The organism is Microcoleus sp. Pol12B4, from assembly GCF_036701385.1.
In the GTDB taxonomy this organism is placed as follows: Bacteria; Cyanobacteriota; Cyanobacteriia; order Cyanobacteriales; family Microcoleaceae; genus Microcoleus.
Window position 1 is genome coordinate 35737 of sequence record NZ_JAUBQR010000006.1, and the last position, 13465, is coordinate 49201.

The 13465-nt window shown below is 44.7% G+C and carries 8 protein-coding genes; 5 read left to right on the plus strand and 3 right to left on the minus strand.

Features of this window, described 5'->3' with window-relative positions; translation table 11 throughout:
* Nucleotides 1–180 precede the first annotated feature (180 nt).
* A complete protein-coding gene (locus QUA38_RS02025) occupies nt 181–1125 on the minus strand; it encodes an NAD(P)-dependent alcohol dehydrogenase (protein ID WP_333158755.1) in 945 nt (314 codons plus the stop codon).
* Between the two features lie 176 nt (nt 1126–1301).
* Entirely contained in the window at nt 1302–3476 is a 2175-nt protein-coding gene (locus QUA38_RS02030) for an EAL domain-containing protein (protein ID WP_333158757.1), read from the minus strand.
* A gap of 244 nt (nt 3477–3720) precedes the next feature.
* Between QUA38_RS02030 and QUA38_RS02035 the strand changes: the two genes are divergently transcribed.
* The 4 genes from QUA38_RS02035 (at nt 3721) to QUA38_RS02050 (ending at nt 11516) form a co-directional block, all read left to right on the plus strand.
* Nucleotides 3721–7968 (plus strand): PAS domain S-box protein, encoded by a 4248-nt coding sequence (locus QUA38_RS02035; protein WP_333099185.1) that lies wholly within the window; start codon nt 3721–3723, stop codon nt 7966–7968.
* A 258-nt stretch (nt 7969–8226) separates the two neighbouring features.
* Nucleotides 8227–8985, plus strand: coding sequence for an SDR family oxidoreductase (locus tag QUA38_RS02040; RefSeq protein WP_333099186.1), 759 nt, complete (start codon nt 8227–8229; stop codon nt 8983–8985).
* Nucleotides 8986–9121: 136 nt separating this feature from the next.
* Nucleotides 9122–10219, plus strand: a complete 1098-nt coding sequence (locus tag QUA38_RS02045; protein ID WP_333099187.1) for a DJ-1/PfpI/YhbO family deglycase/protease — start codon at nt 9122–9124, stop codon at nt 10217–10219.
* 592 nt (nt 10220–10811) lie between these two features.
* A complete protein-coding gene (locus QUA38_RS02050; protein ID WP_333099188.1) occupies nt 10812–11516 on the plus strand; it encodes a rhomboid family intramembrane serine protease in 705 nt (234 codons plus the stop codon).
* Nucleotides 11517–11771: 255 nt separating this feature from the next.
* Here the strand turns inward: QUA38_RS02050 and QUA38_RS02055 are convergent, their stop codons facing one another.
* The gene (locus tag QUA38_RS02055; protein WP_333099189.1) at nt 11772–12935 is read right to left on the minus strand and encodes an Ig-like domain-containing protein; all 1164 of its coding nucleotides are present in this window, start codon (nt 12933–12935) and stop codon (nt 11772–11774) included.
* Here QUA38_RS02055 and QUA38_RS02060 point away from each other — a divergent pair.
* Nucleotides 12907–13465 (plus strand): hypothetical protein (locus QUA38_RS02060; RefSeq protein WP_333099190.1); only part of this gene is annotated, 559 nt, incomplete at its 3' end. The genes QUA38_RS02055 and QUA38_RS02060 overlap by 29 nt on opposite strands.

Genomic DNA, 13465 nt, shown 5'->3' on the forward strand with positions numbered 1-13465 from the left:
TGGGTAATGGGCAAGAGGGAATGGGTAATTGAAAATTGGTAATTGAAAATTGATAATTGAGAATAGTTATTTCATAATTGCTCCGACTTCATTCTTCATTCTTCATTCTGACTTCAGCAGCAGAATGAACGATCGATAATTAATCCGTGTAGGGGTATCAAAATCCGTGTAGTGCCTTCATTATTCAATCACGATCGCAATTTTGCCGATCGCGCGGCCGGTTTCGCTGTAAGCGTGGGCTGCTGCTACTTCTTGTAAGCTGTAAGTGCGATCGACAATCGGCTCAACTTTATCGGATTCTATTAACTCCCGCAAAGCCCCTAAATCGCTGGTGTTGGCATTGGCTAGAATGAATTTAGCTTTTTTACCCGATAAGAACCAGCTCGTTAACATCGGTGCGAGGTTGTCTAAACTCGGCAAAGTTGAGACATAAACTCCCTCTGGTTGCAGCACTTTTTCGCATTCAGCAAATGTTCTTGTCCCGACAGCATCTAAAATTATATCATATTTCTCGCTTTGTTGAGTAAAGTCAACTTCGGCGTAATCGAGAACAAAATCGGCTCCCAAACTCTTGACCAATTCTCTATTTTTGGCACTGCAAACTCCCGTTACTTCCGCATTCATTGCTTTCGCAACTTGCACGGCAAAAGTGCCGACTCCGCCGGAAGCGCCGTTAATCAATACTTTGTTTCCTGCTTGAATTTGACCCAAATCCCGGAGCGATTGCAAAGCAGTTAAACCTGCGATCGGTACTGCTGCGGCTTCTGCATGAGTGATGTTTTTCGGTTTAATTGCTGCATCCGATTCTGGCACGGCCGCGTATTCGGCGCAACCACCCCCATTGATGGGATTTAAGAAAGTATAAACTTCATCTCCGGGTTGAAATTTGGTGACTTCCCGGCCGACTTCCACGACAACTCCCGATATGTCAGAACCGACTATTCGAGGAAAGTTATATCCTGTTAATAGTTGCAGGTGTCCTTTCCGGATTTTCCAGTCTACGGGATTGACGCTGCTAGCGCGAACTCGCACTAACAATTCGTTGGATTTGGCGATCGGCTTTTCCAACTCTCGGTATTGCAATTCCTCGGCTGAACCGTAGCGATCGAACGCAACTGCTTTCATGGCAAATTTTCCGGTTTATTTCCAATAGAACACTCAATCCTTTACAATTACAGCACATTCGATCTAAATGTGACACAGTAAATTTAGCCAGCATTGTAGCAGCGGGCGATCGACTCTTGGAGGCCTCCAGACAGGACGCAGGCGTGAGGCAATAGGTTCGCTGGCCAGTGCGATGGCTAGCGATTAAAATTAATAGGGACGGGGCGGGCGATCCCATAACCCTGAGCATAATCTACTCCAATCTCTCGCAATTTTTCTAAGATAGTCTCGTCTTCAACAAACTCAGCTATAGTTTCAAGATTCATCGCATGGGCAATACGATTAAACCCTTCAACCAGCGCTTGAGAAATCAAATTATGACTAATATTCTTGACAAAAGCGCCATCTATTTTTAGATAATCAACTGGTAAATTTATCAGATATGCAAAGGAACTCAACCCACTGCCAAAATCATCTAAAGCAAAGCAACAGCCAATCTTTTTGAGTTCGCTCATGAAATATCTGGCTTGCTCAAAGTTTGCGATCGCTGCGGTTTCCGTGATTTCAAAACCAATGGTCTGTGGGGGGACTTGGTAGCGAGAAAATTGTTCGATTAAAAACATCAGAAACTGATTGTTACTAATGCTAGCCCCAGAAAGATTGATCGTATACAATCCTTGACTGAGAGCATCTTTTTCCGGCAATTTGTGATACTTCGAGAAAAAATTTTCGATAACCCAACAATCGATTTCTGTTATCAACCCGTAACGCTCGGCGGCGGGAATAAACTGAGCTGGAGATACTATTTTGCCATTTTCGTCCAGCATTCTAATCAAAATCTCATAATGCTCTACTAATGGTTTAGAGGTAATAGAGACAATCTTTTGGTAGTAGAGACAAAAACGATTGGTTTCCAGGGCTCGGCTGATTTGGGAAATCAACTGCCTCTCACCACGTTGTTTAATTAGTTCGCTATCATCTAGACTATAAATATGAACACAGTTGCGGCCTCTGGCTTTGGCGGCATAACAAGCTGCATCAGCCGCTCCCAAAAGCTCCCTCAAATCTTGGCTTTTTTGGTCAATAGCAACAACTCCAATGCTGACTCCGATGATAAAGGTTTTGCCATTCCAAATAAACCGAAACTGATGTACTAGGTCTTTGAGGTTTTCCGCAATCTGAGTTGCTTGAGAGAGCGAACATTGAGTGAGCAAAATACCAAATTCATCACCTCCCAAGCGAGCCAGCATATCATGAGCACGGACTCCCTGTTGAATAAGTGCGGTGATTTGGCGCAGTAGTTCATCGCCAGCAATATGACCTACGGTATCGTTAACGACTTTAAACTGATCTAAATCTAAATAACAGAGAGCGTGCTGGTGATTGCTATCTTTAACAGAGGCGAGCGCCTCAACTAAATGTTGCTCAAATCTTCGACGGTTGATTAACCCAGTTAGGGCATCGTGACTGGCTTCCCAAGAGAGTTGACGGGTGAGATAGCGCGATTCAGTAACATCATGAAAGACGATGACTGCCCCGATAATTTGACCTTGGCGGTCTCGAATCGGTGCTGCCGAGTCAGCAATGGGATACTCTGTTCCATCATGGGCAATCAAAATAGTATTGTTAGCTAAGCCCACAATTTGCTCCTCTAATAGAGCCTTGTCTATAGGATTCTCTACTGGCTCTCGCGTTACTTGATCGACAATTAGGAAGACTGTAGAGAAAGGAACTCCTTGAACCTCATGACTCTTCAAGCCTGTCAGTCGCTCAGCTATAGGATTGAAATATCTCACATTACCTTGGGCATCTGTAGTAATGACCCCATCGCCAATTGATTGCAGTGTCACTTGAGCCAATTCTTTTTCGGCAAATAGAGACTCTTCGAGACGTTGCCGTTCTTCAATTTCTTTCAACAGACGTATATTCTGCTTTTGGAGTCTTTGTTGCAGCCTTCCGATAGTTAGGTGGGTTTCGACACGAGCTAATACTTCTTCTACTTGAAATGGCTTAGCAATATAATCTACCCCCCCTGCAGCCAGCCCTTGCACCTTATTAAAGGTTTCATTTAGCGCACTCAAAAAAATTATTGGAATGTCTGCGGTGCGCTCGTCAGATTTTAATTTTCGGCAAACTTCATAACCATCAATATCAGGCAATTTAATGTCTAGTAAGATTAACTCCGTCGATGGCGATTGGGCAGCTCTGATCGCCATTGCCCCTGTGATAGCACTGCGAACTTTATAACCCTCTGCCCTCAAAGTATCCCTGAGCAGACGCAGGTTATCAGGCAGATCGTCAACAATTAAAATATTGGCTCGGTAGTTTGTAGCTCGATCGCTAACCCTATCGCTAGTTCTATCGACAATCATACTCATTTCCCTAGTTTCCTGCTAGAGGAATATAAACATATGCACAAATAGTATAGTTTAATTATTCGGTTAAAAAAGTCACTTTACCCACAAAGAAGTCCTGCGATCCCCGAGATATGGGGCTGGCAAGGGGGCGCAACCATACAAAATCTGAATAGTTCGGTTAGAGGCAGCCCCCCGTGGTTACTCTTCTTCGCTTCGCCTAACATCAGAAGAAGAGTGTTTCAACCCAAGCAGCCGATTTATGAACAAGCGCATTTCTCACATGGCAAGTCTACTCGTCTTTGCGAGCGGATGTCTAGTGCTGCTGGGTTGGCAATTTGACATCTCCCTACTCAAAAGTGGTTTTCCCGGTATGACTTCGACCATGAAAGCAAACACGGCAATTTGCTTTTTGCTGGCTGGAGTGTCTTTGAGATTGTTGCAGTACCGAAGAACCCGACTGCACGATCGCATCGCTCAAGGGATGGCAGGATTGATAATCATCATGGGTCTGCTGACCCTGAGCCAGTATATTTTTGGTTGGAAGCTGGGTATTGATGAGTGGCTTTTCCCAGATTTCGTGTCTTCAGCGACTGCTTATCCGGGAAGAATGGGAGTAAATACCGCCCTAAATTTTGTGCTGATGGGAGTAGGATTGTTACTGTTAGGGCAAAATTCCCAACGACACACTTGGTTGGCTCAGATTTTTAGTAGTGTTGCAGCTTTAATTTCTTTACTAGCTTTATTTGGACACCTATTCAATGTCGATATTCTTGAACGGTTGGTCACAATTACGACGGCTCAACCCGTAAACACGATCGTCACCTTTTTCATCCTCTATGGAGGAATTTTATGGCTCCGCCCCAAAGAAGGATTAATGCAAGTAGTAACCAGTCCCCTAGTTGGCGGAGTCATGGTTCGGTGGTTGCTGCCTTGGGCGACAATCTTTCCAGTCACACTGAACTGGTTGACTCTTCAGGGACAAAATTTAGGCTGGTATAACGTTAATTTTGCCTATACATTGCGTTCAACTGTTATGGTTGTCACGTTCTCAATTCTCATCTTGGGGACGGCTCGCTTTTTGAACCAGATAGATTATAAGCGCCAACAAGCCAAAAAAGAAATTAAAAAACTTAACGAAACTTTAGAGTTTCTTGTAGCTGAACGAACAGATGCTTTACAAAAATCGCAGGCTCGTTTTGCGGGAATTCTAGAAATCGCCAATGATGCAATTATTTCAGTCGATCGCACTCAACGCATTACCCTGTTTAATCAAGGGGCAGAAAAGATGTTTGGCTATAAAATTGAGGATATTTTAGGGGAACCACTGAATTTACTGCTGCCAGAACAGTTTAGAGATGCACATCAGCAGCATATCAAACAATTTGCACACTCTTCTACCAGAGCGCGAAGGATGGGAGAACGAGGCGAGATTTTGGGTCGTCGTCGAGATGGAACGCATTTTTCGGCTGAAGCCTCTATTTCTAGGCTGGAAATGGGAGACGAAACGGTATTTACTGTTATTCTGCGGGATATTAGCGATCGCAAGCAAGTAGAAGCATCGCTGGCTCACATGGCAGCGATTGTGGAATACTCTGGTGACGCAGTTATTAGCAAGTCATTAGACGGCATCATTTTAAGCTGGAACAATGCAGCAGAAAAAATCTTTGGCTACAAGGCTGAAGAAATCATAGGACAATCTATCCTCATTCTAATTCCATCCAATCTTAGCCACGAAGAACAAAAAATCCTAGAAACGATTCGACAAGGAGAAACGATTGAAAACTATGAAACCGTGCGTGTCCGCAAAGATGGACAGCTTATCCACATATCTTGTACCATATCACCTCTGAAGGACGCAAAAGGCATAATTATTGGGTGTTCTGTAATTAAACGCGACATCACAGAGCGCAAACGAGCTGAAATAAATCGCAAACAAATAGAGATGGCTTTACGAAACAGTGAAGAGCAGTTTCGCCATGCGTTTGAAGATGCCTCTATCGGGATGGCGATCGTTTCACTTGATGGGCACTGGATTAAAGTCAATCCTGCCTTATGTCAGATTCTTGGCTACTCCTCAGAAGAGTTATTAGCGTTAACTTTCCAAGACATTACCCATCCTGACGATTTAGACGGGGATCTTAGTTATGCACATCAACTATTAGCAGGAACCATTTCCACCTACAAAATGGAAAAACGGTATTTCCATAAACAAGGACATATTATTTGGATTATTCTTAATGGATCGTTAGTACAAGATGAACAGGGTAACCCACTACATTTTATTTCTCAAATCCAAGAAATTACTGCTCGAAAAGCAGCTCAAGAAACACTAGAACTTCAAAGCGTTATCATGAATAACATGGCAGGAGGAGTGTGTTTAATTAAAGCCTCTGACCTCATTATCGTCTACACTAATCCTACCTTTGACGCTATGTTTCGCTACACAGAGGGCGAACTCGCAGGTCAACCCCTTGGTGTCTTGAATTATGTCAATACAAATTTTACACCAGACGTAACCGTTCTAGATATCGTCACTCAAATTGAACTGACCGGGGAAGCGAAATATGAAGTCCACAATAAAAAGAAAGATGGAAGTCTCTTTTGGTGCAGAGTTCATACATCCAGGTTTGAGCATCCTGAATACGGAACTGTATATGTTGCGGTTCAGGAGGACGCAACAGAGCTAAAACTGGCTGAGCAAGCCTTGCAAGCTACCACAAATCGCCTCAACTTTCTTCTCAACTACAGCCCCGCGGTCATTTTTAGCAGTAAACCTGCTGGCGATTATGGAGCAACGTTCATCAGCGAAAATATCAAAGATATATTGGGCTACGAAAGCAGAGAGTTTTTAGAAGATTCTAAATTTTGGGTGAATCACTTACACCCCGATGATGTAGAACCAGTGCTTAATGGCTTAGCAAATGTATTCGTTAATGATTTTTATTTCCACGAATACCGCTTTCGTCGCTCCGATGGGGTTTATCGCTGGATCCTGGGTCAGCTTAGGCTAATTCGAGATCCTTCAGGTACACCAGTAGAAATCTTGGGATATTTAATTGACATTAGCGATCGCAAACAAGCTGAGTTGGAATTTCAGCAGGCAAATGAAGCAAACCAAGCGAAGACTGTCTTCCTCGCCAATATGAGCCACGAACTCCGCACCCCCCTCAACTCAATTTTGGGATTCACACAATTGATGAGCTATGAGAGCAATCTGACCCCTTCTCTTCAAGAACGTTTACAGATTGTCAATCGTAGCGGTAGACATTTATTGGATTTGATTAACGATATTTTAGATTTATCCAAAATAGAGAGCGGACGGATGACACTCAATCTTTCCGACTTGGATTTGACAAATTTGCTGGCTTCTATTGAAGAAATTTTCCAAGTTAAATTTCAATCTAAAGAATTGCAACTAATTTTCGATATAGCTCCCAACATTCCTAGATTCGTGCATAGCGACGAGAAAAAAATCTATCAAGTCTTGGTCAACCTGCTCGGTAATGCGATTAAGTTTACCAACCAAGGAAGCGTCACCCTACGAGTAAGAACAACACAAAGTGACAAAACATCCTGCCACCTATGTTTTGAAGTTGAGGATACAGGCGTGGGAATTGCGCCCACAGAAATTGATACCCTCTTTAAGGTATTTGTGCAAGCCCAAGCTGGGAATAATTTGAATCAAGGCAGTGGGCTGGGTTTAGCCATCAGTCAAAAACTCGTCAAACTCATGGGCGGTCAAATTCGGGTTAAAAGCACTTTGCACCGAGGTAGCACTTTTTCTTTTGAGATGCCTGTACAGTTACCTCAAGCAGAGTCCTTACCCCCAGAATTAATTAATCAAAGAGTAATTGGTTTAGCTGCCGGACAACGGACTTACCGCATTCTTATTGTTGAAGATTTAGAAGAAAATCGTCGCTTGTTAGTCGAGATCTTGACCTCGGTTGGTTTTGAGGTGAGAGAAGCAAAACAGGGAGTGGAGGCACTCTCACTGTGGGAAAGCTGGCGGCCGCACCTGATTCTGATGGATCTACGAATGCCGATCGTCGATGGCTACACTGCTATTAAATATATTAGACAATGCCCTAAGAACCAAGAAACTGTCATTATCGCTTTAACTGCCAGTGTTTTTGAAGAAGAGCGAGAGAAAGTTCTTAGGGCTGGCTGTAACGATTTTATAAGCAAGCCATTTCAGCAGAGAGACATCTTTGACAAAATCGCTAAATATTTGGGAGTGCAATATATCTACGCAGTCGTAGAACAAACTCAAAAAAAACTATTGGTTGAAACGCTGTCTGTAGAAGATATATCTGTGATGTCCCCTCAGTGGTTAGAACAAATGTATCACGCCGCTTACTATCTCGATACCGAAGTTATGAACGAATTAATTGTACAAATTCCCGAATATCAAGCAGGTTTGTCTAACGCACTAACGGATTATATCAATAATTTCAATTCTGACAAAATTATGGAGTTGATTCGACCTTTGCTGCCGAATCCACTGTAGTTATAGAGTTTAAGGGCAAAGAAACTATAGTGCCTTCTGCAGTGGCTCTATTTCCAATAGAAACCCACATGGAAAAGGATTTGAAAGTTTTTGGAGATGTGTGTTGCAGATATCTATCAGCTTGAGCCAATAGCATACAGATTAGATGGAATGTGCTGTATCATATAGCAATTATATTTTTGGCATGAAGGGGATTGATTTTTTTTATTAACCGCAGAGGGCGCAAAAGCCACAGAGAAAGAGAAAAGAGAGACAGAAATGATTGATTTAACAGGAAAGGTAATATTAGTAACTGGTGGCTCGAAAGGGATTGGTGCAGTGACGGTGCGGACTCTGGTTAATGCTGGGGCCGAGGTGATTTTGCATTACTTTCGCAGTCAGAAAGAAGCTGATGCGATCGCAGCAAGTGTTGGGCGCGATCGCTGTTATTTATTGGCAGCCGATTTGATGGTAGAAAATGCGGCCTCGATGTTGTGGCGAGATGCTTTAAAATGGCGGGGTCATATTGATATTTTAGTTAATAATGCGGGGATTATGCAGTCAGCAGGTATCGAGGACAAATTGGATATTTGGTCGTCAGCTTGGCAGCAAACTCTACAAGTAAATTTAGTGGCAGTTGCCGACTTGTGCCGGGAATCTATTCTGCATTTTCAAACTCGCAGGGTCGGTACAATTATTAATATAGCAAGTCGCGCTGCTTTTCGCGGCGATGACCCTAATTATCTGCACTACGCCGCTTCTAAAGGTGCTATTGTTGCTTTAACTCGCAGTATTGCTAGAGGGTTTGCGGCTGATAATATTTTGGCGTTTACAGTTGCACCGGGATTTGTCAGTACAGAAATGTCTAATCAGTTTATTCAGGAGTTCGGTGAAGCTGATATTATTCGCGATATCCCGATCGGCAAAATCGCTCCTCCTCAAGAGGTTGCCAATGTTATCGCGTTTTTAGCGTCGGGTTTAGCTGCACACGCTACCGGGACTACGATCGATATTAATGGAGCCTCTTACGTGCATTGAGACAGTTCTGTAAAATACCTCTCAAGGCTCACGCTGATATCTTTTAAAACCAACTAATTTATCACTTTAGCAAGACGCTAAAAGCCTCATAAATGACTTAATCTTATATGAAAAGACAATCTGAGGAAAGTTGATTATGACAACAGATAACGGCACCAACACCAAACGAGTTGCCATACTCATCGAAAATGGAGTGGAAGATTCGGAATTTCTAGTTCCTTACAACGCCTTAAAACAAGCAAACTTTGACGTAGTTGTCCTCGGTTCGCGGACAAACGAAAAGTATGCAGGGAAACAAGGAAAAGTTGCTCAGCAGGCTGACGGAACTACCACTGAAGCAGTACCCGCAGAATTCGATGCAGTGATAATTCCCGGCGGTATGGCTCCCGATATGATGCGGACTAATCCCAATACAGTACGTTTTGTACGAGAAGCATTTGAGCAAGGAAAAATCGTCGCTGCTGTTTGCCACGGCCCGCAAGTTTTAATTGAAGCCGACTTGCTCAAAGGCAAAAATGCGACTGGTTTCTTGGCAATAAAAACAGACATGATTAATGCCGGAGCTAACTACATTAACGAAGCTTTAGTAGTTGACGGCAACTTGATTACTTCCCGCCAACCGGGAGATTTAGCAATATTTACTACCGCAATTATGGCTCGCCTCGGTTACGGCGGAAAAGCAGTCGGTTTGCCAGAAGAAACTGACACAAATGCAGAATGGTGGAAATTAGCTAATGGTTGGGGAGGCTCGACACAAGGGGACATTGTTAAAGGTTTGAATACCGCCCTCGCAGGGGAACGCTATGCTTGCGAAGCGTTTGAACATTATGCGGAAAAAACCCAAGATACCGATTTGCGATCGCTCTTGAGAGAAATGATTAAAAACAAACAGAACCACATCCTCGCTCTCGAAAAACGCCTCAACGATTTCGGTGAAAAACCCTCAATTCCTGCCCAAATTGCTGACAAATACGCTAAATTAAAAGCTTCGATGCAAGGAACCGATGAAACGTTCTTACTGCGGAGCACTCTAGGTGACTTGCAAACCGGTGTTGTCGATATCAACAACCTGCGGGTGAAGTTCACAGATCCCGTATCAACTGCAATTTTGACCGAGATAGAATCGGATTTGTCCAAGTGTGAGCAAGTCGTTGCTAAACTCTACCGCGCCCGTGCAGTTTCCCAGGAAATTAAGTCGCCTAAACCTTCCACTAGCCCTGCTGTAAAAATGTAATAAGCAAGGGGATAAATAAGTTTGGAGTTTTTTTGAGGGGGGAAAACCTGTACCAACCAATATCACAACTACAAACTCGATCGGCAACCCTACAATATACCCCTTTGCGGTAAAATAAAACCCAACACTAAAAAGCAGATATTCAACTAACTGCAAGGTGGAGGGTTTTATTTTTGTTTCAGCGGGACACGGGGGTTTGAAGGAAGCTTGTGGCACCCGTATTCATCCGTGCATCAATAAAAAATATAGTATCCGATAACCAGCCCCCGGATATAGCTGTTCTCCAGCGTGGGGTGAAGTCTGCCCAATGCCCAATAGTACCTCATGTTACTGATAAAGGCTATATATCCGTCAAGTCGCTTTCTTCAATTCTTCAATTCTTCAATTCTTCAATTCTTCAATTCTAAAATCTAAAATCGATTAACCAGTCCCCGGATACATCCGTCAAGTCACTTCCTTCAAATCTTTAATCTAAAATCTTTAATCTAAAATCTAAAATCGATTGACTTGTTCCCTCTTCCTTTAGACAGGAGACACCTGGGCAATAAATGCGCTACTGTGTTGCCAATATTTTGATGAGGAAAAAAAGGCTGTGGTTCCCTTACGCGATGAAAATCCCATTACTATCACTCCCTACGTCACCTACGGGCTGGTTGCCGCAAACATATTAGTATTTTTGTACGAACTCAGTTTGGGCGATCGAGAATTAACCCAATTCTTCTACTCTTGGGCCGTAATTCCTTGCCAGTTAAGCAATATGTGTGGTGTTGCTCTGCCAGTTTCGCCATTTCCCGAATGGACGACACTGATTAGCTCCCAATTCCTGCACGCAGGCTTTCTCCACATTGCCGGAAATATGTTATTTCTGTGGATTTTTGGCAACAACGTAGAAGATCGTTTAGGACACGTCAAATTTATAATATTTTACCTTACTTGCGGCGTTTTAGCATCACTAACTCAGTGGTTTTTTTCCTCAGCATCTGCCATTCCGTCCCTGGGTGCTAGCGGCGCGATCGCAGGCGTGATGGGAGCTTACATTCTCAGATATCCCCAAGCCAAAGTTCTGACACTGCTACCCTTGGGAATTTTTATTACCACCGTCAGAGTCCCCGCTTTCTTCTTTCTAGGATTTTGGTTTGCACAGCAAGCATTGAGCGGCCTGGCTTCCTTGAATGCCCCGGCAAGTGTCGGCATGGAATCCGGGGGAGTCGCCTACTGGGCCCACGCCGGTGGCTTTGTTTTCGGCGCTATTCTTGGGCCTTTGTTGGGACTTTTTTCTGAGGAAAATCAGATTTAATTTTTTACGGCAGATGAACGCAAATTAAAGCAGATAAACGCCGATTTTGTTGGCAGTTTATCTGCTTTAATTTGCAGTTTCAAACCTCGGATTTTTCTCAAAGTTCGGTGCTATTGTCTGGCACTTGTGGGGATTGTTTTATAAATATAATCAGGTTTACTTTTTCCCCCAGATAAACACAAATTAACGCAGATAAACTGCCACTAAAATCGGCGTTAATCTGCGTTAATCTGCGGTTTCAAACCTCTTATCTTCCTAGATAAACGTCAAGTCAAATTCCGAAAGAGCAGAAACCCCAGTTACACCATTTAACTTCGCCAAAATGCGAGAATCGCTGCCGGTGAGGTTATTGCCATTGCCGTCATAAATGATGTAAGTATTGCCGCCGGAATCGTAGGCAAACAAGAAAGCACTTCCTCCCAAAATATTTGCAGAAACAGTTGTCTGCACATTCAGCAGAACTTGACTGCCATTGCTGAGATTGGGGAATCCGGGGGCAAAATTAAACTGATCGGCGATCGGCACACCGAGACCGTTAAAATCAGTAATCACATCGTATCCGCCCGCTGCGATCGCAGCATCAATCGCAGCCGAAGAAGCCGCATCAAAGGCAGGCCCACCTTGTGCAGGGCTAGTATAGCGGAATTGATTGCTGCCGCCACCCCCCGTCATGGTATCTGCGCCGAGACCCCCTACGAGCACGTCGTTATCCAAATCGCCGTTAATCGTATCGTTGCCACCTTGACCGTCAATAGTATCGCTGCCCGCCAAACCGTTCAAATTGTCCGGCAAGGAACCCCCAACCAAATTGTTAGGCCCGCTATCAGCCGGCAAGATTTGGACGGTGATAGTACCTGTTCCCGGAATTGTCCCGAATCCGTCGCTGACGCTGTAGGTGAAAGCAGTTGTACCCGCTACGTTGCCGGGGATGAATTGCACTTGAGAGACAAGATTTACAGCTATCCCCAGTTGCGGTGTGCTGACATTAATAATGCTGAGCGTCCCTTTTTGCGGGCTGGAATCGTTCGCCAGTACGTCGATAAAAGTGGGCAGCAAATTATTCGTATTGGTAAATACGATGCCGTCATCAACAACTATTGGCGGCAGGAGAGTTGGAACAGTTACGGAGGTATCGAAAGAATTGATGTTAATTGCGACTGACGCTGCTGCCGTGCCGCCTTGGTCGTCAGCTACGCTGTAGCTGAAAGAACCGGCTTGCCCAATCACATTTGTTCCAGGTTGAAATTTCAGCCCGAGTAAATCCTGAACAGTTAACTTTTGGTTCACCGTGAGGGGGCTCGTACCCGTAATTACCTGACCAAAAGTAGGATTGGGAAGTCCGACTACGGCGATCGACAGTGGCTGCCCCTCCGGGTCGCTGGGCGCCGAAATGCTCAGAGACAGAGGCAAATTCTGCAAACCAGTCACCGTCTTCCCCGCTTCCACGATCGGTGGCTGGTTAGGAGTCGGAGATGTAAAACTCGGCGGAGTCGGCCCCCCGCCCAAAGGCGGAGGAGTTGGGGGCGCAGCAGTTGGAGTCGGGACGATCGAAGGACTCGGACTCGGAGTTGTCCCGCCGGCAGTCGGAGTCGGACTCGGACTCGGAACCTGTGTCGGCAATGTCCCCGTTGTGGGACTCGTGGTTGTCCCCGTGGTGGGACTCGTGGTTGTCCCCGCTGGTGTGGGAGTTGTGGTCGCTGGTGTGGGAGTTGTGGTCGCTGGTGTGGGAGTTGTGGTCGCTGGTGTGGGAGTTGTGGTCGCTGGCGTTGGAGTTGTGGTCGCTGGCGTTGGAGTTGTGGTCGCTGGTGTGGGAGTTGTGGTCGCTGGTGTGGGAGTTGTGGTCGCTGGTGTGGGACTGGTGGTGGTTCCAGTTGTGGGACTGGTGGTGGTTCCAGTTGTGGGACTGGTGGTGGTTCCAGTTGTGGGACTGGTGGTGGTTCCAGTTGTGG

Excerpts from the sequence above, each read along its gene's own strand:
- QUA38_RS02040 (WP_333099186.1), top strand. The coding sequence starts at position 8,227 with ATGATTGATTTAACAGGAAAGGTAATATTAGTAACTGGTGGCTCGAAA.
- QUA38_RS02035 (WP_333099185.1), top strand. The coding sequence starts at position 3,721 with ATGAACAAGCGCATTTCTCACATGGCAAGTCTACTCGTCTTTGCGAGC.
- QUA38_RS02030 (WP_333158757.1), bottom strand. The coding sequence starts at position 3,476 with ATGATTGTCGATAGAACTAGCGATAGGGTTAGCGATCGAGCTACAAAC.
- QUA38_RS02045 (WP_333099187.1), top strand. The coding sequence starts at position 9,122 with ATGACAACAGATAACGGCACCAACACCAAACGAGTTGCCATACTCATC.
- QUA38_RS02025 (WP_333158755.1), bottom strand. The coding sequence starts at position 1,125 with ATGAAAGCAGTTGCGTTCGATCGCTACGGTTCAGCCGAGGAATTGCAA.